Below are 26,751 nucleotides of genomic sequence, written 5' to 3'. Positions count from 1 at the left end.
TTAGATTAAGTCAACTACCTCATCATTAGATTTAAAATATCTAATTTTGTATGTCTTACCATCTTTTTCTATAAATCTAAAACCCACTTTATCAGCTTTCTTTGCAGTAGGATTGTATAAAGCGACATTAGAAATATGTAGCGGTGCTTCGATAGAGCGAATTCCGCCCTTATCATTAGCCTGAGGATTAGGCTTAACATGCTTCTTAACTAAATTGGCACCCTCAACAATTACTGAGTCACCAAAAACTCGGTTTACTTTGCCGATATGCCCTTTACTTTTACCAGTGATAACAATTACTGTATCGCCAGAACGGATACGCTTCATAATTTTATCCTTTTACAATACTTCTGCTGCTAAAGAGATTATTTTCATAAATTTCTCTCGCAATTCACGTGTTACTGGACCAAATATACGAGTACCAATAGGCTCATTTTGGTTATTTAAAAGAACAGCGGCATTTCCATCGAAACGAATAAGCGAACCGTCATCACGACGAACACCTTGTCTAGTTCTAACCACTACAGCCTTCATAACTGCACCCTTTTTTACCTTACTTCTAGGAATTGCATCCTTAATACTAACTTTGATGATATCCCCAACTCGTGCATAGCGACGGTGTGAGCCCCCTAGCACTTTGATACACATCACTTTGCGTGCGCCGCTGTTATCAGCAACATCAAGCACCGTCTGCATTTGTATCATAATAAACTCCAGTTCTTAATACGACCAGAAAAAGGTGGCTGATTATATCAGCCCTTTTGGTATTTTAAAAGCCGTTACAATCTATTAAGAAATAACTTCAACAAGAACCCAACTTTTTGTTTTAGAAAGAGGTCGTGTTTCACGAATTTTAACTGTGTTACCAACCTGTCCTATTTGATTTTCATCATGGGCATGTAATTTCGTTCTCTTCTTCATAATTTTGCCGTACTTAGGATGCTTTACTGTACGTTCGACCATGACTACAATAGTTTTTTGCATCTTATCGCTAACGATTTTACCAACCAGCGTTCTGGCATTAGATTCACTATTCTTCGACATAAGTCTTTCCAACCTTTTCCGTCATAATTGTTTTTACTCTAGCTATGGCTCTTCTCGTTTCTTTAATAGGATGAGTTTTTTCTAGTAAACCATTAGCTTTTTTCATTCTTAATTTAAACTGTGCTTTTCTTAAATCGAGTAACTCTTCTTTTAACTTTTCTACAGAGAGCTCTCTCAATTCTTTATTGTCTTTCATTACATCACCTTCCGTTCTTCAAAGATAACCTTGAAAGGTAATTTCGCTTTCGCTAGATTAAAAGCTTCCATAGCTAATTCTCTAGTTACACCTTCCATTTCAAATAAGACTTTTCCAGGTTGAATTTGAGCAACCCAATATTCAACACTACCTTTACCTTTACCCTGTCTTACTTCAAGTGGCTTTTGAGTAATTGGTTTATCAGGAAAAACACGAATCCATATTTTTCCTCCCCGTTTAATGTGGCGGGTCATGGCTCGTCGAGCAGCTTCAATTTGGCGAGCGGTTAAACGCCCACGCTCTAAAGCTTTTAAACCAAATTCTCCAAAACTAACTTTACTACCTTTCAATGCCAGGCCACGATTGCGACCTTTCATTTGCTTTCTATATTTAGTACGTTTAGGCTGTAACATGATTAACAATCCTCATTCATTTACTGCTTTCAACGTTACGATTTTTTTGCGGTAGTACTTCACCTTTAAAGATCCATACTTTAACGCCAATAATACCGTACGTCGTTTTCGCTTCTGCAGTGCCATAATCAACGTCTGCACGAAAAGTATGTAAAGGTACGCGACCTTCTCGATACCATTCGCTTCGAGCAATTTCAGCTCCACCAAGACGTCCACTAACGCAAATTTTAATACCTTTTGCGCCAGCTTTCATAGCTGAAGTTACAGCTCTCTTCATTGCACGTCTAAACATGACACGTTGCTCTAACTGTTGAGCAATACTTTCGGCAACTAAAACTGAGTCAAGTTCAGGTTTACGTACTTCTTCAATATTTAAGTGAACAGGTACATTTAGCTTAGCTGCAATTTCACTACGCAACCCTTCAATACCACCGCCTTTCTTGCCAATCAGCACACCTGGCCTTGCACTATGTATAGTTACAACTGCGTTATTAGCTGGTCTTGCAATCTGAATACGACTGACGGCAGCACCTTTAAATTTTTCCTTAAGATCTTTTCTTAAGTTAATATCTTCGTTTAATAATTTGGCATAATTTTTACTGGCATACCACTTTGAGTTCCAGTCTTTCGTAATACCTAAACGAATACCTATTGGGTTTACTTTCTGTCCCATTATGCTATACCCCGTCAGATACTTTAATTAATATGTGGCAATTGCGCTTACAAATACGATTAGCTCTACCTTTGGCACGTGGGCTAATTCTTTTTAATGTCGCCGCTTCGTCCACGCAAATAGTCCCAACTTTCAGCTCATCGATATCAGCACCATTATTATTTTCTGCATTAGCTATAGCTGATTCTAATAATTTTAGCATGAGCGTTGCACCCTTCTTAGGAGTAAAACGCAAAACATCAAGCGCCTTAGCAACACTTAGACCACGAATTAAATCAGCAATCAATCTGCCTTTTTGTGCAGAAAGAGGTGCATTACTTAATTTAGCTGTAACTTCCATCATGACCTCTTATTACTTACCTTTAGCCTTTCTGTCACCAGAATGCCCTTTAAATGTTCGAGTCATAGCAAACTCACCTAATTTGTGACCGACCATATTATCAGTAATATAGACTGGAACATGAACCTTGCCGTTATGAACCGCAATAGTATGTTCAATCATTTCAGGAATTATTGTCGAACGTCTAGACCAAGTTTTAATTGGTTTTTTAGACTTTGTCTGATTCGCCAATTCTATCTTATTTAATAAGTGTCGATCTATAAATGGACCTTTTCTTATGGAACGTGGCACCTTAATATCCTCTTAACTAATTATTTCTTTTTGCGTCGTCTTACAATGAAGCGATCAGTCCGCTTATTGCTCCTGGTTTTGTATCCTTTAGTAGGTACACCCCAAGGTGTTACAGGATGACGCCCGCCTGAAGTCCTACCCTCACCGCCTCCATGTGGATGATCAACGGGGTTCATAGCGACACCTCGAACAGTAGGTCTAATTCCGCGCCAACGTTTAGCTCCAGCTTTACCTAGGCTTCGTAAGCTATGCTCACTATTGCTTACTTCACCGATTACTGCACGGCATGAAGCTAATACCTTTCGCATTTCTCCAGAGCGTAATTTCAATGTTGCATAAGAACCTTCTTTTGCAACTATTTGGCCACTACATCCTGCACTACGTAGCAATTGTGCGCCTTTACCTGGCTTTAATTCTACACAATGAATAGTTGTTCCAACAGGAATATTACGCAGAGGAAGACAATTACCTGTACTAATAGGTGAATCTTCACCACTCACTACAACAGCACCAACTTCTAAATTAGAAGGAGCAATTATATAACGACGTTCACCGTCTTTATATACAATAAGAGCAATAAGCGCTGAACGGTTAGGATCATACTCTAAGCGTTCAACTTTGGCTTCAATACCATCTTTATTACGTTTAAAATCAATAACTCTATATTTGCATCTTGTTCCACCACCAATATGACGAACTGTGATGCGTCCATAGTTATTACGTCCGCCAGTTTTATTTAACTTTTCAACTAAAGCGGCATGTGGTTGTCCTTTATGAATATTATGATGTACAACCTTTAGCTCACCACGCTTACCCGGTGAGGTGGGTTTAGATTTTAAAAGAGCCATCTTAATCTGCCTTATTCTGCCAAGCTAAAGTCAATATCATAATTTTCCTGCAATGAAACATAGGCTTTTTTCCAATCACTTCTTTTACCTTGTAATTGTCTAAAGCGTTTTTGTTTACCAGGAACATTTAATACTGATACATTTTTAACTTTGACGTTAAACATCTGTTCTACTGCTTGTTTAATTTGTAACTTAGTAGCGGTAGGCAATACTTTAAAAGTAAATTGCTTAAATTTTTCAGCCATTACAGTAGACTTTTCAGAAGTATGGGGCTCACGCAGAACCATTATAATGTGTTCAGCATTCATTGTAATAACTCCTCAAGCCGCTTGATAGCGCCACTAGTCATAACGACCTTTTCAAATCGTAATAAATTTACAGGATCTACAGACATCACGTCACAAATATCAAATTCTGCCAAATTGCGTGATCCTAAGTATTCTTGCTCACCTATTTCATCCATTACAATTAATGCATTGGTAAGCTCAAACTCTTGAACTTTCGCAATAAAATCTTTCGTTTTATGTGAATTACATTGAAAGTCATTAACGACAATCAAATCACCATTTCGATAAAGTTCAGAGATTATACTACGCAATGCCCTTTTGTACATTTTTTTATTTAATTTTTGACTATAATCTCTTTTTTTAGAGGCAAAAACCACTCCACCACTGCGCCATAGAGGACTTCTAATAGTTCCTGCACGGGCTCTACCAGTACCTTTTTGATTCCAAGGCTTCTTGCCACCGCCTCTTACTTCAGCGCGCGTCTTTTGAGCACTATTGCCACTGCGTGCATTATTCATAAAAGTTACGACAGCTTGATGTATTAGACCTTCATTATAACCATAATCAAAGATCTGCTCATTTACTTTCAAGGAAGTATTGGTATCTCTCGTTATAAGTTCCATTATTCTCCCCTTACTTTCTTAACAGCTGGTGTAACACGAACTTGCGCACCTGGACAACCTGGAATAGCACCTTTAATAAGTAGTAAATTACGTTCTGCATCTACTCTTACTAATTCTAAATTTTGTGTAGTGCAACGAACATTACCCATTTGACCAGCCATTTTTTTACCTTTAAAAACTCGGCCTGGTGTTTGGTTTTGTCCAATAGAGCCTGGGACTCTATGTGATCTTGAGTTACCATGTGTTGCGTCTTGGGTACGAAAATTATAACGTTTTACAGTACCTGCAAAACCTTTTCCTTTCGATGTTCCACATACATCAACATATTGACCATTTTGGAACACATCAGAGATATTAATTACTTGGCCTGGTTGATAACTATCAATTGAATCAACCACAAATTCACCAATCATATCTCCTGCTTCTATTTGTGCTTTTGCAAAATGACCTGCTAGTGGCTTACTTACGCGACTAGCTTTTTTCTCGCCTGCTGTTAACTGGATAGCAACATAGCCATCATTTTCTAAATTTTTTAATTGCGAAATTCGGTTAGGTAATACTTCTATTACAGAGACAGGTATAGAAACTCCATCATCTGTAAAAACGCGTGTCATACCTACCTTTCTGCCAATTAACCCTAATGTCGTCATAGTAATACCTCTTTAGTATCCATGCCTAACAATGAATTACTCATCGTCTAAGCTTATCTGAACATCGACCCCGGCAGCTAGGTCTAGCTTCATTAAGGCATCCACTGTCTTCTCAGTTGGATGTACGATTACTACTAGACGTTTGTGGGTTCGTAATTCATATTGATCACGCGCATCTTTGTTAACATGTGGCGAAATCAATACTGTGAATTTTTTCTTTTTAATAGGAAGTGGAATAGGGCCCCGTATTTGAGCCCCTGTACGCTTTGCAGTTTCTACAATTTCGCGCGTCGAAGTATCAATTAATCGATGATCAAACGACTTTAAGCGAATTTTAATATTTTGATTGTTACTCATCTTACTCACTCAATAATTTTTGCAACGACGCCAGCACCTACGGTACGGCCACCTTCACGAATTGCAAAACGTAAACCTTCATCCATTGCAATTGGGGAGTGCAAGTGCACAGTCAATTGAACGTTGTCACCTGGCATAACCATTTCGATACCTTCGGGTAGGTCACAAGAGCCGGTAACGTCAGTGGTTCTGAAATAAAACTGAGGACGGTAACCATTGAAGAATGGGGTATGACGACCACCTTCATCTTTAGATAACACGTAGACTTCAGCTTCGAACTTGGTATGCGGCTTGATAGAACCTGGTTTTGCTAATACTTGGCCACGTTCAACCTCATCACGCTTTGTACCGCGTAATAAGATACCGACGTTATCGCCTGCACGACCTTCGTCTAGTAACTTACGGAACATCTCCACACCCGTACACGTTGTTTTCTGTGTATCACGGATACCTACGATTTCAACTTCTTCACCGACTTTAATAATGCCGCTTTCGATACGACCGGTAACCACTGTACCACGTCCAGAAATAGAGAACACGTCTTCGATAGGTAATAAGAAGCTCTTATCAATATTACGAACAGGCTCAGGAATATAAGAGTCCATCGTATCAACCAGCTTCTCAATAGCAGGAACACCAATATCACTGCTATCACCTTCTAGCGCTTTTAAGGCAGAACCAACTACAATTGGAATATCATCGCCAGGAAACTCATAACTGCTTAATAAGTCACGGACTTCCATCTCAACTAATTCTAAAAGCTCAGCGTCATCAACCATGTCCGCTTTGTTTAAGAACACAACAATATAAGGTACACCGACTTGGCGAGATAAAAGAATATGCTCACGAGTTTGCGGCATTGGGCCATCAGCAGCTGAAACCACTAATATAGCACCGTCCATCTGAGCTGCACCGGTAATCATATTCTTAACATAGTCAGCATGGCCTGGGCAGTCAACATGGGCATAGTGGCGATTTGCTGATTCATATTCAACGTGTGCTGTTGATATCGTAATACCACGCTCACGCTCTTCTGGCGCTGCATCAATTTGGTCATAAGCTTTCGCTGTGCCACCGAATTTCTTAGCCATGATGGTTGTGATTGCTGCAGTCAAGGTCGTTTTACCATGATCTACGTGACCGATTGTACCCACATTCACGTGTGGCTTTTTTCGCTCAAACTTTTCCTTCGCCATTTCAATACCTCATTAACTTATTGTTTCTTAATTATCGCTTCAGCAATATTCGAAGGTGCTTCAGCGTATCGTGCAAATTCCATAGAAAATGTTCCGCGGCCTTGGCTAATAGAGCGAACATCTGTTGCATAGCCGAACATTTCAGCTAATGGCACTTCAGCTCGAATTATTTTACCAGCCGGTGAATCTTCCATACCTTGGACCATACCCCTACGGCGATTTAGGTCACCCATTACATCGCCCATATAATCTTCTGGGGTTACAACTTCAACACTCATTATTGGTTCAAGAAGAACTGGTTTTGCTTTAAGAGCACCTTGCTTGAAGCATTGTGAACCGGCGATTTTAAATGCCATTTCACTAGAGTCCACTTCATGATATGAACCATCAAATAGCGTTACTTTTACATCTACAACAGGGTAGCCAGCAATAACACCATTTTGTAATTGCTCTTGAACACCTTTATCTACAGCGGGGATATATTCTTTTGGTATTACGCCCCCAACAATAGCATTAACAAACTCATACCCTTTACCTTGTTCTTGCGGCTCAATTTTAAGCCAAACGTGACCATACTGACCGCGGCCGCCTGATTGACGCACGAACTTACCTTCTTGCTCAACTGACTGTTTAATCGTTTCTCTATAAGCTACTTGTGGCTTACCAACGTTTGCTTCTACATTAAATTCCCGCTTCATACGATCAACAATAATTTCTAAATGAAGCTCACCCATACCTTGAATAATTGTTTGGCCAGACTCTTCATCAGTATGAACGCGGAATGATGGGTCTTCTTGCGCCAATTTACCTAAGGCGATTCCCATTTTTTCTTGGTCAGCTTTAGTTTTAGGTTCCACTGCTACTGCAATAACTGGATCTGGAAAATCCATACGTTCAAGTATTACTGGCTTATCAATATCGCATAGCGTATCACCTGTAGTGACTGTCTTAAGTCCTACTGCGGCTGCAATATCGCCTGCTCGTACTTCTTTAATTTCTTCACGCGAATTAGCGTGCATTTGTAAAATACGACCAATACGCTCTTTTTTACCTTTTACGGAGTTAAAAATAGTATCGCCGCTTTTAAGAACACCAGAGTAAGCACGAAAATAAGTTAATGTACCAACGAAAGGGTCAGTTGCAATCTTAAATGCAAGTGCTGAAAAAGGCTCATCGTAAGAAGTTTTACGGTTTACTTCGTTACCATCATCATCGTGTCCTTTAATAGCAGGAATATCGATTGGTGAAGGAAGATAATCAACCACTCCATCTAATACTGCTTGAACACCTTTATTTTTAAAAGCTGAGCCACAAAATACTGGTACAATTTTATTAGTAACAGTGAGATGACGAAGAGCATCTTTCATTTCTTTCTCAGTAAACTCTTCACCTTCTAAATATTTTTCCATCAACTCTTCAGTTGCCTCAGCTGCAGCTTCAATAATTTTGGCTCTATATTCTTCGCATTGAGCTAACATTTCAGCTGGAATATCTTTGTACTCAAAAGACATTCCTTTACTAGCTTCATCCCAGTGAATTGCTTTCATCTTAATTAAATCGATTACGCCAACAAAAGCATCTTCAGAGCCAATTGGCAGCTGTAAAACGACTGGATTTGAGCCTAAGCGTTGTTTAATTTGGCTAACTACACGTAGAAAATTAGCGCCCATACGATCCATTTTGTTTACGAAAACAATCCTAGGTACACCGTATTTATCAGCCTGACGCCATACTGTCTCAGATTGAGGCTCTACACCTGATACAGCATCAAATACAACGATTGCACCATCAAGTACCCGTAACGAACGCTCAACCTCAATCATGAAGTCTACGTGCCCTGGGGTATCAATAATGTTGATACGATGGCGAGCAAATTGCTTATCCATTCCTTGCCAGTAGCAAGTTGTAGCTGCAGAAGTAATAGTAATACCCCGCTCTTGCTCCTGAACCATCCAGTCCATGGTCGCAGCGCCGTCATGTACCTCACCAATCTTATGGGACATACCTGTATAAAATAACACGCGCTCTGTTGTTGTTGTTTTACCGGCGTCAACGTGAGCCGCAATACCAATATTTCTGTAAAGTTCTAATGGAGTAGACACGGATTACCTCTCTTTTAATTCCATCTAAAATGTGCAAAAGCTTGGTTTGCTTTAGCCATTTTATGTGTATCTTCACGTTTTTTTGCAGCAGAGCCTTTGTTTTCATAGGCATCCATTAGTTCACCTGCTAAACGTAACATCATACCTTTTTCACCACGTGAACGTGCAGCTTGTACAATCCAGCGCATACCTAATGCAATGCTACGATCTGTGCGGACTTCAACTGGGACCTGATAAGTAGCTCCACCTACTCTTCGTGAGCGAACTTCAACTGTAGGCCTAACATTATCCAGCGCCTGCTCAAAATAGCGCAGTACTAGGTTAGTACCAGCAGTACCGGCTCCTTCACCGCCTTCCTCATCATGTTTTTTCGCTTTTTTAACTCGATCAGCTAATACAGCTAAAGCGCCATATATGATTTTTTCAGCAGTTGACTTTTTACCGCTAACCATGAGCACGTTAATAAATTTTGCTAATAATTCACTATGATATTTTGGATCTGGCAAAATTTCACGTTTAGGTACTTCTCTTCTTCTTGGCATTTCACATTCCTACCATCAAATTATTTCTTATCTTTAGGTTTCTTGGTTCCGTATTTAGAACGTCCTTGCTTACGATCGTTCACACCTGAAGTATCTAAACTTCCGCGAACAGTATGATATCGCACACCAGGTAAGTCCTTAACACGTCCACCGCGAATCAACACTACAGAGTGTTCCTGTAAATTGTGACCTTCACCACCAATATAGGAAGTTACTTCAAAACCATTTGTGAGCCGAACACGAGTTACCTTACGCATTGCTGAGTTAGGTTTTTTGGGTGTAGTTGTATAGACACGTGTGCATACGCCACGACGTTGAGGGCATGATTCTAGCGCAGGGACATTACTTTTCTTTTTTGCGTGTACCCGAGGCTTTCTTACTAACTGGTTAATAGTAGCCATTTATTCTTTAACTCCGAACTTTTTTGTAATATTTCGAATGCATAAGGAGGCCGGATTCTATATAGGGATAGCAGATTTGTCAAGCAAATCTGCTATTGTTTCATCCGAATTAATGATCATGATTATCTGCATTAAGTGCTTCACTAAGTGCATGTTCAACATCACTTGCAGTCACTGTATGCGTACTATGCTCATTTCCTGCCACTTTTGCACGTTTTGCTTTTCGCTTTTGATGGTAGGTATATCCGGTTCCTGCTGGAATTAGACGACCAACCATAACATTTTCCTTTAATCCACGTAGATCGTCCACTTTTCCACTAACTGCCGCCTCAGTTAAGACACGTGTAGTTTCTTGGAATGATGCAGCAGAAATAAAGGACTCTGTTGCTAAAGAAGCTTTAGTAATTCCTAATAAAATAGGCGTTCCTCTTGCCAATTCTTTTTCAGCTGCTGCAAGTTTATCATTTTCTTGCAACATCATACTTTCTTCGACTTGCTCACCTACTAGGAACTTTGAATCACCAGCATAAGTGATTACACGTTTACGCAGCATTTGTCTTACAATAGTTTCAATATGCTTATCATTAATTTTAACACCTTGTAATCGATAAACGTCTTGAACCTCGTTAACAATATAATTAGCCAACGCGCCAACACCTAATAATCGCAATATATCATGTGGATTTAGTGGCCCTTCGGCGATAATTTCTCCACGTTCAACATGCTCCCCTTCAAACACCGAAATGTGGCGCCATTTAGGAATAAGCTCTTCATGCGATTTATGTTCTGATTCAGTAATAATTAAGCGTCGCTTACCTTTGGTTTCCTTACCAAAGTTTACTACCCCAGAAATCTCAGCCATGACAGCCGCATCTTTAGGCTTACGCGCTTCAAACAGATCTGCTACGCGAGGTAAGCCCCCTGTAATATCGCGTGTCTTAGAACGCTCTTGTGGTATACGAGCAATAACATCTCCTATACCTACTTCGCTACCGTCTTCAAAGTTAATAATTGCATCAACAGGCAGATAGTATTGCGCAGCAACATTTGTTCCTGCCAAATAAATATCATCACCGTCATCCGATACAAGCTTAACCATTGGACGCATATCTCGCCCTAAAGCACTACGCTGTTTAGCGTCTGTTACCACAATATTACTTAAACCTGTGATTTCATCAGTTTGCCGATTCATTGTTAAACCTTCGATGAGGTCTATAAATTTTAATCGTCCACTTACCTCAGAGATAACAGGGTGAGTATGCGGATCCCAGCTTGCGATAATCTGACCTGCTTCAACAGCTGTATTATCTTGAACTGTTAACACCGCACCATAAGGTAATTTATAACGCTCTCGCTCACGACCAAAATCATCTACAATCGAAACTTCGCCCGAACGAGATACAGCTACAAGATTTCCATTGGCATGTGTTACGGTTTTAATATTATGTAAACGAATAACACCTTTATTTTTAATCTGAATATTATTCGCTGCAGTTGCTCGAGAAGCCGCACCACCAATATGGAAAGTTCTCATTGTTAACTGAGTACCTGGTTCCCCAATTGACTGAGCTGCAATAATACCAACTGCTTCGCCTGTGTTAACTAAATGACCTCGCGCTAAATCGCGACCATAGCACTTAGCACAAAGGCCAAAACGTGTTTTACATTCAATAGGAGAGCGAACAAGAACCTGATCAACACTGTATCGTTCTAGTTTCTCAACTAATTCCTCATCTAAGAGTGTACCCGCTGTTACAATGGGCTCGCTGTGATTTGGAATATAAACGTCTTTAGCAACAACGCGACCTAGTACCCGCTCATGCAGAGGCTCAACTATATCACCTCCCTCAATTAAAGGTTGCATGAGAATACCTTGATCAGTTCCACAATCATCTTCAGTGATTACCACATCTTGTGCAACGTCTACTAAACGACGCGTTAAATAACCTGAGTTAGCTGTTTTTAAAGCTGTATCTGCTAAACCCTTACGAGCACCGTGAGTTGAAATAAAGTACTGGAATACATTTAAGCCTTCGCGGAAGTTTGCCGTAATTGGAGTTTCAATAATCGAGCCATCTGGAGCTGCCATCAAGCCACGCATACCAGCTAGCTGACGAATCTGAGCGGCAGAACCCCGCGCGCCTGAATCCGCCATCATAAAAATAGGATTAAATGAAGCTTGTCTTACAACCCCATCGCGACTAACGACTTCTTCCGTTGCAATTCGAGTCATCATCGATTTGGCTACCATCTCGTTGGTACGTGACCATATATCGATAACTTTATTGTAGCGCTCCCCATTAGTTACCAAGCCTGAGCGATACTGTGATTCAATTTCACGTACTTCGTTGTCAGCTTGTTCAATAATAGTGGCTTTATCCTCTGGTATTTCCATATCCTCAATACCAATGGATGCACCTGCTCGTGTTGCAAATTTAAAGCCCATATACATAAGTTGGTCAGCAAAAATAACTGTTTCCTTTAGACCAAATTTACGATAACAACTATCTACTACTTTTGAGATAGCTTTTTTTGTCATTGCGCGATTGATTTGCTCAAACGACATACCTTTTGGCAAAATATCAGAGAGAATACCTCGACCTACGGTAGTTTCGATGAGCTCGTACTTAATACGGACCTCTCCACCTTCACTTCCGCTATCGTCATCACCTTCATTTTCTACTTCCACTGCTATAGGCATACGAATCTTAACCTTAGCATGCAAGTCAATTAATCCAGCTTCATAGAAATTCTGTGCTTCTTGGGCACTAGCGAAAAACTTACCTTCGCCTTTTGCATTAATACGCTCTCGAGTTAGGTAATAAAGTCCTAAAACTACGTCTTGACTTGGTACAATAATAGGCTCACCGCTTGCAGGCGATAAAATATTATTAGTCGACATCATCAAAGAACGAGCTTCTAATTGCGCCTCCAATGTCAGTGGAATATGAACAGCCATCTGGTCACCGTCAAAGTCAGCATTGTAAGCTGTACAGACAAGTGGGTGTAATTGAATAGCTTTACCTTCAATTAATACTGGCTCAAACGCTTGAATTCCAAGACGATGCAATGTTGGCGCACGGTTTAGTAATATTGGGTGTTCACGAATAACATCTTCAAGAATATCCCAAACAACTGGCTCTTCTCGCTCTACCATTTTCTTAGCAGCTTTAATTGTGGTTGCTAAACCTCTAAATTCAAGCTTGCTAAAGATAAAAGGTTTAAATAACTCAAGCGCCATTTTCTTGGGCAGACCGCATTGATGCAGGCGTAAAGTAGGACCAACTACAATAACAGAACGGCCAGAATAATCTACACGTTTACCTAATAGATTCTGACGAAAACGACCTTGCTTACCTTTAATCATATCTGCTAAAGATTTTAAAGGACGTTTATTGGTTCCGGTAATAGCACGACCGCGACGGCCATTATCGAGCAGTGCATCCACAGACTCTTGTAACATACGTTTTTCGTTTCGTACAATAATGTCTGGTGCGTTAAGATCTAATAAGCGTTTCAAACGATTATTTCGATTAATAACTCGGCGATATAAGTCGTTTAAATCAGAAGTAGCGAAACGGCCACCGTCAAGAGGTACCAATGGGCGTAAGTCGGGTGGTAACACCGGCAATACATCCATAATCATCCATTCAGGCTTGTTACCAGACTCATAAAATGCTTCTAATAACTTTAGTCGTTTAGTAATTTTCTTAATCTTCGTTTCAGAATTAGTTAATGGTAACTCTTCACGTAATGATTTAATTTCCTCTTCCAAATCAATTTGGCGTAGAAGTTCACGAATTGCTTCCGCTCCCATACGAGCATCAAACTCATCGCCATACTCTTCCATTGCTTCTAAATAAGCTTCGTCATTTAATAACTGTCTACGTTCTAGTTCCGTCATTCCGGGATCAACTACAACGAATGCTTCAAAATAGAGAACACGTTCGATATCTCTTAACGTCATATCAAGTAATAAACCAATTCGCGATGGTAAAGATTTTAAGAACCAGATATGCGCTACAGGGCTTGCTAATTCAATATGCCCCATGCGTTCACGGCGAACTTTCGCTAAAGCAAGTTCAACACCACACTTTTCACAGATTACGCCGCGATGTTTTAATCGCTTATATTTTCCACAGAGACATTCATAATCTTTAATAGGACCAAATGTTTTAGCGCAGAATAGACCATCACGCTCAGGTTTAAATGTCCGATAATTGATCGTTTCAGGTTTCTTGACCTCGCCATATGACCAAGAACGTATTAAATCAGGCGAAGCCAGTGCTATTTTAATTGCATCAAATTCTTCACTTTGACCTTGTTGTTTAAGAATACCTAGTAAGTCACTCATTACCGGTGCTTTTCTCATGGGATTACCGCTTAGAGTAGCCAAATCTATGCCTCCAAAAATTAGTTGTCAGAATACATCACTGATTAATTAGTCATGGTCTAATTCAATATCAATACCTAGTGCGCGAATCTCTTTCAATAACACATTAAAGGATTCGGGCATTCCAGGATCCATACGATGATCACCATCAACTATATTTTTATAGATTTTAGTTCGTCCTCCGACATCGTCTGATTTAACTGTTAACATTTCTTGCAACGTATAAGCAGCACCATATGCTTCAAGCGCCCAAACTTCCATTTCTCCAAACCGCTGACCACCAAACTGTGCTTTACCGCCTAATGGCTGCTGCGTTACCAGGCTGTAAGATCCAGTAGAACGGGCATGCATTTTATCATCAACCAAGTGGTTAAGCTTTAGCATATACATATAACCAACCGTTACGGGGTTATCAAATTTGCGACCAGTGCGACCATCTACTAATGTGGTTTTACCATCAGCTGGTAAACCAGCAAGTTCTAACATTGATTTAATTTCAGCTTCTGAGGCGCCATCAAACACTGGTGTTGCCATAGGAACCCCGTTACGAAGATTATCAGCCAGTAATCTTAATTGACTATCATCTAATAAATCTAAATTAACGCGTTGCATTTCATCATGATTATAAATCTCAGCTAAAAAGCTTCGTATCTCATCAATAGATCGTTCCTCGTCAATTAGGTTGGCAATTCGATTACCTAACCCTTTTGCCGCAAGACCTAAATGCGTCTCTAGAACCTGACCAATATTCATCCGCGATGGTACACCTAATGGATTTAAAACAATATCTACTGCCGTACCATCTTCCATATAAGGCATATCTTCAACAGGTACTACTATGGAAATTACCCCTTTATTACCATGTCGTCCTGCCATTTTATCACCAGGTTGGATACGACGTTTAACAGCTAAATATACTTTGACGATCTTTAGTACGCCAGGCGCTAAGTCATCGCCTTGAACTATTTTTTTACGGCTGTCGCTAAAACGTTTCTCCATCTCCTTGCTAAGTAACTCAAGTTGCTTAGAAAGTTGTTCTAATTGCTGGCTTACTGCCTCATCATCAACTCGAATATCGAACCATTTTTCTCGTGTAATTGAATTTAGGTAATCTGCAGAGATAGTTTTTCCTGCTTTAATGTTACCAGGACCTCCTGTGGCTGATTTATCTATCAAGAGATTAAATACACGATGGTAAATATCTTCTTCACGAATACGTCGCTCATCAATTAAATCCTTTCGTACTCGAGTTAGATGCTCTTCTTCGATACTTTTCGCCCGTTCATCTTTTTCAAGTCCATCACGTGTAAATACCTGTACATCAATTACAGTACCATTCATTCCTGAAGGCACACGCAATGAAGAGTCTTTTACATCAGACGCTTTCTCACCAAAGATAGCTCGTAATAATTTTTCTTCTGGGGTAAGTTGAGTTTCACCTTTCGGGGTTACTTTACCAACTAGAATGTCGCCAGCACTGACTTCTGCACCGATATAAACAACGCCTGATTCATCAAGGCTCGCTAATGCAGATTCACCCACATTAGGAATATCAGCTGTAATTTCTTCAGTTCCTAGCTTAGTATCGCGAGCTATACAAGTTAGCTCTTCAATATGAATAGTTGTAAAACGCTCCTCTTGAACAATTCTTTCCGAAATTAATATAGAGTCTTCAAAGTTATAACCATTCCAGGGCATAAAAGCTACAAGCAGATTTTGTCCTAAAGCTAATTCACCCATATCAGTACAAGGGCCATCTGCTAGTACATCACCTCGACGAATACGATCGCCTTTGGCCACAATTGGACGCTGATTAATACAAGTGTCCTGATTGGAACGGAAGTACTTAGTTAAATTATAGATGTCTACGCCAGTTTCGCCAGCGCTAGTTTCATCATCATTAACCCGAACTACTATCCGTGAAGCATCTACTAAGTCAATAATACCACCACGTTTAGCCACAACAGATACCCCTGAGTCAGAGGCTACTGTGCGCTCCATACCTGTTCCAACCAAGGGTTTTTCTGAACGTAAAGTAGGGACTGCTTGACGTTGCATGTTAGAACCCATTAATGCGCGGTTTGCGTCATCATGCTCAAGGAAAGGAATTAATGAAGCAGCTACTGACACAATTTGTTTTGGCGAAACATCCATATAATTAATTTTATCAGGCGTAGTTAATGAAAACTCATTCTGATGCCTGCAAGGAACTAAATCAGCAATAATATTGCCTTTTTCATCTACAGCAACGGTCGATTGGGCGATATATTGATCAACTTCTTCGATAGCAGATAAATATTCAATTTCATCGGTAACCCGGCCATCAACGACCTTACGACATGGGGTTTCAATAAAACCATAGTCATTAGTACGTGCGTAAACAGATAGAGAATTAATCAAACCAATATTAGGTCCTTCAGGTGTTTCAATAGGACATACACGACCATAATGCGTTGTATGAACGTCACGAACTTCAAAGCCTGCGCGTTCACGAGTTAAGCCGCCTGGGCCTAATGCTGATACACGGCGCTTATGTGTTACACCTGATAGTGGATTAACCTGATCCATAAACTGTGAAAGCTGACTTGAGCCAAAAAATTCTTTAATAGCCGCAGATACAGGTTTAGCATTAATTAAGTCTTGCGGCATTAAATTCTCTGATTCCACAAGGCTTAAGCGCTCTTTAACAGCTCGCTCTACACGAACTAAACCAACTCGGAATTGATTTTCAGCCATCTCACCGACACTTCGTACGCGACGATTACCTAGATGATCAATATCATCTACCATACCGATACCATTACGAATATCAATCAGTGTCTTAATAACAGCCAAGATATCTTCTTTTGTAAGAGTACCTGGGCCTGTATCTTCTTTGCGTCCAACGCGACGATTAAACTTCATCCGACCAACCGCTGAAAGATCATAACGGTCTTCAGCAAAAAATAAATTCTTAAATAATGCTTCAGCTGCTTCTTTAGTAGGCGGCTCACCGGGACGCATCATTCTATAAATTTCAACTAAGGCTTCTAGCTGATTAGTTGTAGGATCAATTTTAAGCGTATCTGATATATAAGAACCATGATCAAGATCATTGGTATAAATTAAATCGAAATTTAAAATTCCTTGTTCAGCTAATTGATCAAGCAACTCAATACTTACCTCATCGTTAGCTTGTGCTAACACTTCTCCTGTCTCAGTATTAACAATATGTTTTGCGAGTACTTTGCCTACTAGATAATCCCGAGGGACAACTAGATCTTGCATATTACTTTTTTCCATTAATCTAATATGGCGAGCTGTAATACGACGGCCTTGCTCAACAATTAATTCATTAGTATCTGGAATATAAATATTGAAAGAAGCAATTTCTCCCCGTAAACGTGAAGGAATTAAATTAATATGAAACTCACCATTTCTTAAAGTACAGACTGTAGTTTCGAAAAATTCAGCCAGTATTTCTTCGACTTCATAGCCTAAAGATCGAAGTAAAATTGTAACTGGTAACTTACGGCGACGATCAATTCTGACGAAAACGCAATCTTTAGGATCAAACTCAAAGTCTAACCATGAACCACGGTAAGGAATAATCCTTGCAGAATAAAGTAACTTTCCTGATGAATGAGTCTTACCTCTATCATGCTCAAATATCACACCAGGAGAGCGATGTAATTGTGAAACGACTACGCGCTCGGTACCATTAATAACGAAAGTACCTACGTCTGTCATTAGGGGAATCTCACCCATAAATACGTCTTGTTCACGTATATCTTTAATTGGCTTTGGCTCACCTGGAGCATCTTTGTCTAAGACAACAAGCCGAATTTTTACTCGTAGTGGTGCAGAATAAGTTAACCCACGTAACTTACACTCACGTACATCAAAAGCAGGTTCACCTAACTTATAACTTACATATTCAAGTCTGGCATTACCTGAAAAACTATGTATAGGGAAAACAGATAAAAAGGCTGCATGAAGGCCAGTATTTTGGTATAAATTCGAATTCGAATCAGCCCTTAGAAAATCGGCATAAGATTTTAGCTGAATATCAAGCAGGTTGGGAATAGCCATTTTATCAGCCTGCCTACCAAAGCTTTTGCGAAATCGTTTTTGCTCAGCATGGGAATAGTGTTGAGATTTAGCTTCTGCAGTGGCCATGGTGATTCCTCTGTAAATTATCAATAATATCAAACACATAAACCCAGCCATGTAAACATGGCCGGGTTACAAAAATTATAACAATATTACTTAACTTCGACAGTAGCGCCAGCTTCTTCGAGTTGTTTTTTGATATCAGCCGCTTCTTCTTTTGATACTCCTTCTTTAACAGCAGATGGAGCACCTTCTACTAAGTCTTTAGCTTCTTTTAAGCCAAGACCTGTAATCGTACGAATAACTTTGATGACACCTACTTTGTTAGAACCAAAGCTTGTCATAACAACGTTAAATTCAGTTTTTTCTTCTGCGGCAGCAGCGGTAGAAGCAGCAGGACCAGCAACAGCAACAGCTGCAGCGGCTGCAGAAACATTAAATTTTTCTTCCATAGCTTCGATAAGTTCTACCACTTCCATAACAGTCATATTAGAGATTGTGTCTAAAATCTCATTTTTTGAAACAGCCATTTCTAGCTCCTAATTAAAAAATTATATTAGATTATGCAGTTTGTTCTTTTTGCTCTTTAATTGCAGCAATTGTTCTTACCAATTTGGCATGAGGTTCTGCAAGCGTACGAACAAATTTCTCTACTGGTGCTTTCATCACATACATCAGTTTAGCTAATGCTTCATCACGTGTAGGTAAGCTTGCGACAGCCTCTAATTGGCTTGGTTCGTAAACTTGTCCACCTACAGATAATGCTTTGATTTCAAGCTTTTCAAATGTTTTTACAAAGTCCTTCAGCAAGCGTGCCGCGTCACTGGGGGCCTCTAGCGATAACGCTATAAATAAAGGACCAACCAATTTATCGCTTAAGCAAGCAAACTGAGTGTTTTCAAAAGCGCGGCGAGTAAGTGTATTGCGAACAACTCGCAGATAAACGCCTGACTTTCGAGCTTCACTTCGTAATTGAGTCATTTGATTCACAGTCAAACCGCGATAATCAGCAACTACAGCCGAAACAGCTTTAGAAGCAACATCAGTTACTTCTTCAACAACGGCTTTTTTTGCAGCTAAAGTTATCGTCACGTTAATGACCTCCTTAGTTGTTCAAATCAAAAATGATTTGACAGTTATGGTGGCCGTCTAAGGTAAATACCGAAGCCGGTTCACCGTCTGCGCAGGAAATTAAGCTAATTATATAGCACCTGCGGTCTTCGACGGCATCGAACCATGTCTATGCCGTGAAAGCGGATTTAAGGGCGTTGTATATTACACAGGTATTGATGCAAGATCAATAGGTAATCCAGGGCCCATAGTAGATGAAAGTGTAATTTTTTTAAGGTAAACACCTTTTGATGATGCAGGTTTTGCTTTTTTTAGATCAGCAATCAAAGCAGCAATATTTTCGATTAAATCATCTGCTGAAAAGCGAACTTTACCTACTGTACAATGTATTATACCATTTTTATCGGTACGATAACGTACTTGACCTGCTTTAGCATCTGTTACCGCAGCTTCTACATTCATGGTTACAGTGCCCACTTTAGGGTTTGGCATCAAACCTCGTGGACCTAAAATTTGTCCTAACTGCCCAACTATTCGCATTGCATCTGGTGTAGCAATAACCACATCAAAATCTAAATCGCCTGCTTTAATTTGCTCAGCTAAATCTTCAAAGCCTACAATATCTGCACCTGCATTTTTAGCTTTAGTAGCATTATCGCCCTGGGCAAACACAGCTACACGGACTTTTTTACCTGTTCCTTTAGGAAGATTAGTAGATGTACGCACGACTTGATCAGATTTACGTGGATCAACACCTAAGTTAACGCTAATGTCAACGCTTTCTTCAAACTTAGAAGTAGCAAATTCTTTTAAAACTTCAATTGCTTCAGTAGCAGGGTAAAGATAATTCGTTTTAACTTTCTCACGTATCTTTTGCTGTTTCTTGCTTAATTTAGCCATAATAAATTACTCCACACCTTCAACTTCAACGCCCATACTCCTTGCGGTTCCAATAACACATTGAACTGCAGCTTCTAAAGAGGCTGCTGTAAGATCAGGTTCCTTAGTCTTGGCAATTTCTTCTGCTTGGGCACGCGTAATTTTACCAACTTTCTTTGTATTTGGATTACCACTACCACTTTGAATACCAGCAGCTTTTTTGATTAAGACTGAAGCAGGTGGAGTTTTAGTTACAAAGGTGAAACTTCTATCATTATAGACCGTAATTACAACAGGTGTAGGTAAACCAGGCTCTAAATTTTGTGTTGCAGCATTAAAAGCCTTACAAAATTCCATAATATTTACGCCACGCTGACCTAGAGCGGGGCCAACAGGTGGACTTGGATTTGCTTTTCCAGCCGGAATCTGCAATTTTACATACGCTTCTACTCTTTTAGCCATTTAGGACTCCTCAGTGGGTTAAATAACGCTTATTAGACTAATAAGTGCTCAATAAGCTCCCCTATTACAAAAAACATAATATTATAGCAGTATTTATTAAATCCATCCAAATAAATTAAATTATTTAAATGGATAAATAAAATTTAAATGTAAATTTAGGAAATTAAGAAATTGGATTAAGTTTTTTCTACTTGGCTGAACTCTAATTCTACTGGAGTGGAGCGACCAAAAATGAGAACAGCAACACGCAATCTATTTTTCTCATAATTAACCTCTTCAACAACACCATTAAAGTCAACAAAAGGTCCTTCTTTAACACGAATAACTTCGCCAGGCTCAAATAGGATCTTAGGTCTTGGTTTTGTAACCCCTTCTTCTATACGTTGAAGTATAGCATTTGCTTCTTTTTCTGATATAGGAGTTGGCGTTTGACCTGTACCGCCAATAAAGCCTAGAACGCGAGGTATTTTACGAATCATGTGCCAAGTTTTATCATCCATTATCATATTAACTAACACATAACCAGGATAAAATTTGCGAGTACTTTTACGTTTTTGGCCAGCTCGCATTTCAACTACTTCTTCAGAAGGAACGATAACTTCACCAATTTTATCTTGCATCTCAAATTGATCAGCACGCGACTTTATTTCACGCATAACAAAATTTTCGTAACCTGAGTAGGCATGAACTACATACCACTGTTTTGATTTCTGCTCGTCCACGTTTATCAACCTAAATGAGTTATTTTAGCAATTACCCACATCATACCAGAATCAATCGCCCAAAGAACAAATCCTGTTACTGCAACCATAATCATAACGATTGAGGTGGTTTGGATAGTTTCTTGGCGTGTAGGCCACACTACTTTTTGTAGTTCAATTTTCGCTTCATTTGCAAATACAAATACTTGCTGGCCTATAGTAGTAAAATAGGCTAAAAGTATCGTTAATACAAACCAGACAATCCAAACAATAGCCTTGATAGGTGCTGAAAAGTCAAAATAATAAGTACACAGAAATGCAGCAATAGTTATTATTGCTACTCCTGCCCACAAACCAATATCTTTAAAATTACTTTTTGAATTTGCTGAATTTTTCATAGTTTCATGGTTTTTGGCAGGCCAGGAGGGAATCGAACCCCCAACCTGCGGTTTTGGAGACCGCCGCTCTGCCAATTGAGCTACTGGCCTAACTTAACAACACGGTTGAATGTGAGATGCAATTATCTCACATTCATTGCATATTACTCAATAATTTTTGCAACGACGCCAGCACCTACGGTACGGCCACCTTCACGAATTGCAAAACGTAAACCTTCATCCATTGCAATTGGGGAGTGCAAGTGCACAGTCAATTGAACGTTGTCACCTGGCATAACCATTTCGATACCTTCGGGTAGGTCACAAGAGCCGGTAACGTCAGTGGTTCTGAAATAAAACTGAGGACGGTAACCATTGAAGAATGGGGTATGACGACCACCTTCATCTTTAGATAACACGTAGACTTCAGCTTCGAACTTGGTATGCGGCTTGATAGAACCTGGTTTTGCTAATACTTGGCCACGTTCAACCTCATCACGCTTTGTACCGCGTAATAAGATACCGACGTTATCGCCTGCACGACCTTCGTCTAGTAACTTACGGAACATCTCCACACCCGTACACGTTGTTTTCTGTGTATCACGGATACCTACGATTTCAACTTCTTCACCGACTTTAATAATGCCGCTTTCGATACGACCGGTAACCACTGTACCACGTCCAGAAATAGAGAACACGTCTTCGATAGGTAATAAGAAGCTCTTATCAATATTACGAACAGGCTCAGGAATATAAGAGTCCATCGTATCAACCAGCTTCTCAATAGCAGGAACACCAATATCACTGCTATCACCTTCTAGCGCTTTTAAGGCAGAACCAACTACAATTGGAATATCATCGCCAGGAAACTCATAACTGCTTAATAAGTCACGGACTTCCATCTCAACTAATTCTAAAAGCTCAGCGTCATCAACCATGTCCGCTTTGTTTAAGAACACAACAATATAAGGTACACCGACTTGGCGAGATAAAAGAATATGCTCACGAGTTTGCGGCATTGGGCCATCAGCAGCTGAAACCACTAATATAGCACCGTCCATCTGAGCTGCACCGGTAATCATATTCTTAACATAGTCAGCATGGCCTGGGCAGTCAACATGGGCATAGTGGCGATTTGCTGATTCATATTCAACGTGTGCTGTTGATATCGTAATACCACGCTCACGCTCTTCTGGCGCTGCATCAATTTGGTCATAAGCTTTCGCTGTGCCACCGAATTTCTTAGCCATGATGGTTGTGATTGCTGCAGTCAAGGTCGTTTTACCATGATCTACGTGACCGATTGTACCCACATTCACGTGTGGCTTTTTTCGCTCAAACTTTTCCTTCGCCATTGGAAAATCTCCCCTTAGAAAGTTCATAATTATGGTGCCCACAACTGGACTCGAACCAGTGACCTCTTCCTTACCAAGGAAGTGCTCTACCGCCTGAGCTATGTGGGCTTTCAAGCATCAGACCGGGTTTTGAAGCTTTTGACAACACATTTGGAGCGGGTGATGGGAATCGAACCCACGCTATCAGCTTGGAAGGCTGAAGTTCTACCATTGAACTACACCCGCTTGTCTATTACTTCTGCGTAACTGGTGGAGGGGGAAGGATTCGAACCTTCGAAGGCTGAGCCGTCAGATTTACAGTCTGATCCCTTTGACCGCTCGGGAACCCCTCCAGAATGAACGCCATTTTCTTTCACGAAAAGACTATTGTCAAGTACGATATCTTGAGGACTAGCTTAAACTAAAAAACAGCTGTGGTTTGAGCACCGACTGCCTTTAAAATTCTACAGTGTTCTCATAATGGAATTGCTTTTTGAAGTAATTTCAATGCTAAGACAATAACCATAAAAAAAGCGTGCATACTAAAGCACGCTTACACTACATTAAATGGTGCTGGCACTAGGAATCGAACCCAGGACCTACTGATTACAAGTCAGTTGCTCTACCAACTGAGCTACGCCAGCATATTTCTTATTACAGAGTTCACATTATAACTATAATTTCTGTAATTACAACTAAATAAAACCCTGGCGATGACCTACTTTCACATGGGGAAACCCCACACTATCATCGGCGCGAATCTGTTTCACTGCTGAGTTCGGGATGGAATCAGGTGGTTCCAAATTGCTATAGTCGCCAGGAAAACCGGTTGGCTTTAAAAAAAGCCGGTAAAGATTAACGTCACACACGCGTTTAGGTGCCTTATAACCTTCCACACGTCACAGCGCTTGAGGTTATATGGTCAAGACAATCAGCCAATTAGTACAAGTTAGCTTCATACGTTACCGTACTTCCACACCTTGCCTATCAACGTCGTCGTCTTCAACGGGCTTCATGGGAAAACTCATCTTGAGGGAGGCTTCCCGCTTAGATGCTTTCAGCGGTTATCCCGTCCGAACTTAGCTACCCGGCAATGCCACTGGCGTGACAACCGGTACACCAGAGGTTCGTCCACTCCGGTCCTCTCGTACTAGGAGCAGCTCCTCTCAATTTTCCTACGCCCACGGCAGATAGGGACCGAACTGTCTCACGACGTTCTAAACCCAGCTCGCGTACCACTTTAAATGGCGAACAGCCATACCCTTGGGACCTGCTTCAGCCCCAGGATGTGATGAGCCGACATCGAGGTGCCAAACACCGCCGTCGATATGAACTCTTGGGCGGTATCAGCCTGTTATCCCCGGAGTACCTTTTATCCGTTGAGCGATGGCCCTTCCATACAGAACCACCGGATCACTAAGACCTACTTTCGTACCTGCTCGACCCGTCGGTCTCGCAGTCAAGCACCCTTTTGCCTTTACACTCTTGGTACGATGTCCGACCGTACCGAGGGTACCTTTGTGCTCCTCCGTTACGCTTTGGGAGGAGACCGCCCCAGTCAAACTACCCATCATGCACGGTCCTCAGCCAGGATGACTGGCTTAAGTTAGAACCTCAAGGATAACAGGGTGGTATTTCAAGGTCGGCTCCATGACAACTAGCGTCGTCACTTCTTAGCCTCCCACCTATCCTACACAGTTATCATCAAAGTCCAGTGCAAAACTATAGTAAAGGTTCACGGGGTCTTTCCGTCTAGCCGCGGGTACACTGCATCTTCACAGCGATTTCAATTTCACTGAGTCTCGGGTGGAGACAGTGTGGCCATCGTTACGCCATTCGTGCAGGTCGGAACTTACCCGACAAGGAATTTCGCTACCTTAGGACCGTTATAGTTACGGCCGCCGTTTACCGGGGCTTCGATCAAGAGCTTCTCCTTACGGATAACCCCATCAATTAACCTTCCGGCACCGGGCAGGCGTCACACCCTATACGTCTTCTTACGAATTTGCAGAGTGCTGTGTTTTTAATAAACAGTCGCAGCCACCTGGTCTCTGCGGCCCCGAGTCGCTTTGCCATGTAAAATGACTCACCACCCAGGGCGTACCTTCTCCCGAAGTTACGGTACCATTTTGCCTAGTTCCTTCACCCGAGTTCTCTCATGCGCCTTAGTATGCTCTACTTGTCTACCTGTGTCGGTTTGCGGTACGGTTTTTAATAAGTTATGGCTAGCAGCTTTTCCTGGAAGCGTAGCGTCAATGACTTCTCTGCACCTCGAAAGGTCAGAACCCTGTTGCCCCTTAGCGTTAGTATGTGTCCGGATTTGCCTAAACACACCGCCTACAAGCACAGACCGGGATAACCATCACCCGGCTCACCTAGCTTTCTTCGTCCCCACATCACCACTTATCAAAAGTTAAGGACTATTAACCTTATTCCCATCGACTACGCTTTTCAGCCTCGCCTTAGGGGCCGACTCACCCTGCTCCGATTAAACGCGTGCAGGAAACCTTAGACTTCCGGCGAGAAGGGTTTTCACCTTCTTTATCGTTACTCATGTCAGCATTCGCACTTCTGATACCTCCAGCCCACCTCTCGGTGAACCTTCATCAGCCTACAGAACGCTCCCCTACCACGTGCACATAAGTGCACATCCGCAGCTTCGGTGGATGATTTGAGCCCCGTTACATCTTCCGCGCAGGCCGACTCGACCAGTGAGCTATTACGCTTTCTTTAAAGGGTGGCTGCTTCTAAGCCAACCTCCTGGCTGTCTGTGACTTCCCACATCGTTTCCCACTTAATCATCACTTGGGGACCTTAGCTGGCGGTCTGGGTTGTTGCCCTCTTCACGACGGACGTTAGCACCCGCCGTGTGTCTCCCGTGATTCAATTAGCCCGTATTCGGAGTTTGCATCGGTTTGGTAAGCCATGACAGCCCCCTAGCCGAAACAGTGCTCTACCCCAGGTAATCATTCACGAGGCGCTACCTAAATAGCTTTCGGGGAGAACCAGCTATCTCCGGGCTTGATTAGCCTTTCACTCCTAGCCACACGTCATCCGATAATTTTTCAACATTACCCGGTTCGGACCTCCAGTTGGTGTTACCCAACCTTCATCCTGCACATGGCTAGATCGCCCGGTTTCGGGTCTACTCCCAGCGACTATCGCCCTTTAAGACTCGCTTTCGCTACGGCTCCCTTAATAAGTTAACCTCGCCACTGAAAGTAACTCGCTGACCCATTATACAAAAGGTACGCAGTCACCCAACCTAAGTCAGGCTCCCACTGCTTGTACGCAAACGGTTTCAGGTCTATTTCACTCCCCTCACAGGGGTTCTTTTCACCTTTCCCTCACGGTACTGGTTCGCTATCGGTCAGTAAGGAGTATTTAGCCTTGGATGATGGTCCACCCGTCTTCAACCAGGATTTCACGTGTCCCGGCCTACTTCTTCGTGTGCTTAGTTCTTCTAATAGGCTTCGTGT

General features: G+C 41.2%; 26 protein-coding genes, 5 tRNA genes and 2 rRNA genes (1 of these 33 only partly in view). All 33 read right to left on the bottom strand.

Annotated features, from left to right (window positions below):
- The gene (gene rplX, locus ACNVED_RS01590; protein WP_419421130.1) at positions 1-330 is read right to left on the bottom strand and encodes a 50S ribosomal protein L24; all 330 of its coding nucleotides are present in this window, start codon (positions 328-330) and stop codon (positions 1-3) included.
- Between the two features lie 9 nt (positions 331-339).
- A complete protein-coding gene (rplN, locus tag ACNVED_RS01585) occupies positions 340-705 on the bottom strand; it encodes a 50S ribosomal protein L14 (RefSeq protein ID WP_419420014.1) in 366 nt (121 codons plus the stop codon).
- Positions 706-789: 84 nt separating this feature from the next.
- Positions 790-1,044: a 30S ribosomal protein S17 gene (gene rpsQ, locus ACNVED_RS01580; protein ID WP_419420013.1), complete on the bottom strand. Its 255-nt coding sequence runs from the start codon at positions 1,042-1,044 to the stop codon at positions 790-792.
- The gene (gene rpmC, locus ACNVED_RS01575) at positions 1,031-1,240 is read right to left on the bottom strand and encodes a 50S ribosomal protein L29 (protein ID WP_419420012.1); all 210 of its coding nucleotides are present in this window, start codon (positions 1,238-1,240) and stop codon (positions 1,031-1,033) included. Before rpmC ends, rpsQ begins: the two co-directional genes overlap by 14 nt.
- A complete protein-coding gene (gene rplP, locus ACNVED_RS01570; RefSeq protein WP_115329929.1) occupies positions 1,240-1,653 on the bottom strand; it encodes a 50S ribosomal protein L16 in 414 nt (137 codons plus the stop codon). The genes rpmC and rplP overlap by 1 nt, the downstream gene beginning before the upstream one ends.
- Positions 1,654-1,669: 16 nt before the next feature.
- Positions 1,670-2,326 (bottom strand): 30S ribosomal protein S3, encoded by a 657-nt coding sequence (rpsC, locus tag ACNVED_RS01565; RefSeq protein ID WP_419420011.1) that lies wholly within the window; start codon positions 2,324-2,326, stop codon positions 1,670-1,672.
- A 4-nt stretch (positions 2,327-2,330) separates the two neighbouring features.
- Positions 2,331-2,666 (bottom strand): 50S ribosomal protein L22, encoded by a 336-nt coding sequence (gene rplV, locus ACNVED_RS01560; protein ID WP_419421129.1) that lies wholly within the window; start codon positions 2,664-2,666, stop codon positions 2,331-2,333.
- 12 nt (positions 2,667-2,678) lie between these two features.
- Positions 2,679-2,957, bottom strand: a complete 279-nt coding sequence (gene rpsS / locus ACNVED_RS01555) for a 30S ribosomal protein S19 (protein WP_419420010.1) — start codon at positions 2,955-2,957, stop codon at positions 2,679-2,681.
- Positions 2,958-2,977: 20 nt separating this feature from the next.
- Entirely contained in the window at positions 2,978-3,805 is an 828-nt protein-coding gene (gene rplB / locus ACNVED_RS01550; RefSeq protein WP_419420009.1) for a 50S ribosomal protein L2, read from the bottom strand.
- Positions 3,806-3,816: 11 nt separating this feature from the next.
- Positions 3,817-4,113 carry a 50S ribosomal protein L23 gene (gene rplW, locus ACNVED_RS01545; RefSeq protein ID WP_419420008.1) on the bottom strand — a complete coding sequence of 99 codons (297 nt, stop codon included), beginning with the start codon at positions 4,111-4,113 and terminating at the stop codon, positions 3,817-3,819.
- Positions 4,110-4,715 carry a 50S ribosomal protein L4 gene (rplD, locus tag ACNVED_RS01540; protein ID WP_419420007.1) on the bottom strand — a complete coding sequence of 202 codons (606 nt, stop codon included), beginning with the start codon at positions 4,713-4,715 and terminating at the stop codon, positions 4,110-4,112. Before rplD ends, rplW begins: the two co-directional genes overlap by 4 nt.
- The gene (gene rplC, locus ACNVED_RS01535; RefSeq protein ID WP_419420006.1) at positions 4,715-5,365 is read right to left on the bottom strand and encodes a 50S ribosomal protein L3; all 651 of its coding nucleotides are present in this window, start codon (positions 5,363-5,365) and stop codon (positions 4,715-4,717) included. The genes rplD and rplC overlap by 1 nt, the downstream gene beginning before the upstream one ends.
- A 36-nt stretch (positions 5,366-5,401) precedes the next feature.
- Positions 5,402-5,722 carry a 30S ribosomal protein S10 gene (gene rpsJ, locus ACNVED_RS01530; RefSeq protein ID WP_419420005.1) on the bottom strand — a complete coding sequence of 107 codons (321 nt, stop codon included), beginning with the start codon at positions 5,720-5,722 and terminating at the stop codon, positions 5,402-5,404.
- A gap of 5 nt (positions 5,723-5,727) precedes the next feature.
- Positions 5,728-6,918: an elongation factor Tu gene (gene tuf, locus ACNVED_RS01525; RefSeq protein WP_419419995.1), complete on the bottom strand. Its 1,191-nt coding sequence runs from the start codon at positions 6,916-6,918 to the stop codon at positions 5,728-5,730.
- A 17-nt stretch (positions 6,919-6,935) separates the two neighbouring features.
- Positions 6,936-9,020 (bottom strand): elongation factor G, encoded by a 2,085-nt coding sequence (gene fusA / locus ACNVED_RS01520; RefSeq protein ID WP_419420004.1) that lies wholly within the window; start codon positions 9,018-9,020, stop codon positions 6,936-6,938.
- A 14-nt stretch (positions 9,021-9,034) separates the two neighbouring features.
- Positions 9,035-9,562, bottom strand: coding sequence for a 30S ribosomal protein S7 (rpsG, locus tag ACNVED_RS01515; protein ID WP_419420003.1), 528 nt, complete (start codon positions 9,560-9,562; stop codon positions 9,035-9,037).
- A gap of 20 nt (positions 9,563-9,582) precedes the next feature.
- A complete protein-coding gene (gene rpsL / locus ACNVED_RS01510) occupies positions 9,583-9,963 on the bottom strand; it encodes a 30S ribosomal protein S12 (RefSeq protein WP_115301537.1) in 381 nt (126 codons plus the stop codon).
- Positions 9,964-10,072: 109 nt separating this feature from the next.
- Positions 10,073-14,317 carry a DNA-directed RNA polymerase subunit beta' gene (gene rpoC / locus ACNVED_RS01505; protein ID WP_419421128.1) on the bottom strand — a complete coding sequence of 1,415 codons (4,245 nt, stop codon included), beginning with the start codon at positions 14,315-14,317 and terminating at the stop codon, positions 10,073-10,075.
- Between the two features lie 87 nt (positions 14,318-14,404).
- A complete protein-coding gene (gene rpoB, locus ACNVED_RS01500) occupies positions 14,405-18,514 on the bottom strand; it encodes a DNA-directed RNA polymerase subunit beta (RefSeq protein WP_419420002.1) in 4,110 nt (1,369 codons plus the stop codon).
- An 86-nt stretch (positions 18,515-18,600) separates the two neighbouring features.
- A complete protein-coding gene (rplL, locus tag ACNVED_RS01495) occupies positions 18,601-18,978 on the bottom strand; it encodes a 50S ribosomal protein L7/L12 (RefSeq protein WP_419420001.1) in 378 nt (125 codons plus the stop codon).
- Positions 18,979-19,009: 31 nt separating this feature from the next.
- On the bottom strand, positions 19,010-19,540 hold the full coding sequence (rplJ, locus tag ACNVED_RS01490) for a 50S ribosomal protein L10 (protein WP_419420000.1): 531 nt from the start codon (positions 19,538-19,540) through the stop codon (positions 19,010-19,012).
- Positions 19,541-19,723: 183 nt separating this feature from the next.
- Positions 19,724-20,419 (bottom strand): 50S ribosomal protein L1, encoded by a 696-nt coding sequence (gene rplA, locus ACNVED_RS01485; protein WP_419419999.1) that lies wholly within the window; start codon positions 20,417-20,419, stop codon positions 19,724-19,726.
- A gap of 6 nt (positions 20,420-20,425) precedes the next feature.
- Entirely contained in the window at positions 20,426-20,860 is a 435-nt protein-coding gene (gene rplK / locus ACNVED_RS01480) for a 50S ribosomal protein L11 (RefSeq protein WP_419419998.1), read from the bottom strand.
- 176 nt (positions 20,861-21,036) lie between these two features.
- Positions 21,037-21,582, bottom strand: a complete 546-nt coding sequence (gene nusG, locus ACNVED_RS01475) for a transcription termination/antitermination protein NusG (protein WP_419419997.1) — start codon at positions 21,580-21,582, stop codon at positions 21,037-21,039.
- Between the two features lie 5 nt (positions 21,583-21,587).
- Positions 21,588-21,959 carry a preprotein translocase subunit SecE gene (secE, locus tag ACNVED_RS01470; protein ID WP_419419996.1) on the bottom strand — a complete coding sequence of 124 codons (372 nt, stop codon included), beginning with the start codon at positions 21,957-21,959 and terminating at the stop codon, positions 21,588-21,590.
- Between the two features lie 14 nt (positions 21,960-21,973).
- Positions 21,974-22,049 (bottom strand) — tRNA-Trp (locus ACNVED_RS01465).
- 53 nt (positions 22,050-22,102) lie between these two features.
- On the bottom strand, positions 22,103-23,293 hold the full coding sequence (gene tuf, locus ACNVED_RS01460; RefSeq protein WP_419419995.1) for an elongation factor Tu: 1,191 nt from the start codon (positions 23,291-23,293) through the stop codon (positions 22,103-22,105).
- A gap of 32 nt (positions 23,294-23,325) precedes the next feature.
- Positions 23,326-23,401 (bottom strand) — tRNA-Thr (locus ACNVED_RS01455).
- 43 nt (positions 23,402-23,444) lie between these two features.
- Positions 23,445-23,518, bottom strand: a tRNA-Gly gene (locus tag ACNVED_RS01450).
- A gap of 22 nt (positions 23,519-23,540) precedes the next feature.
- Positions 23,541-23,625, bottom strand: a tRNA-Tyr gene (locus ACNVED_RS01445).
- Positions 23,626-23,840: 215 nt separating this feature from the next.
- Positions 23,841-23,916, bottom strand: a tRNA-Thr gene (locus ACNVED_RS01440).
- A gap of 61 nt (positions 23,917-23,977) precedes the next feature.
- Positions 23,978-24,093, bottom strand: a 5S ribosomal RNA gene (gene rrf / locus ACNVED_RS01435).
- Between the two features lie 97 nt (positions 24,094-24,190).
- A 23S ribosomal RNA gene (locus tag ACNVED_RS01430) occupies positions 24,191-26,751 on the bottom strand (it continues 338 nt past the right edge of the window).

Source organism: Legionella sp. D16C41 (genome assembly GCF_048541585.1).
Classification (GTDB): Bacteria; Pseudomonadota; Gammaproteobacteria; order Legionellales; family Legionellaceae; genus Legionella_C.
The sequence above is the reverse complement of the archived record's forward strand: the minus strand, read 5'-3'. Positions and strand labels throughout refer to the sequence as shown.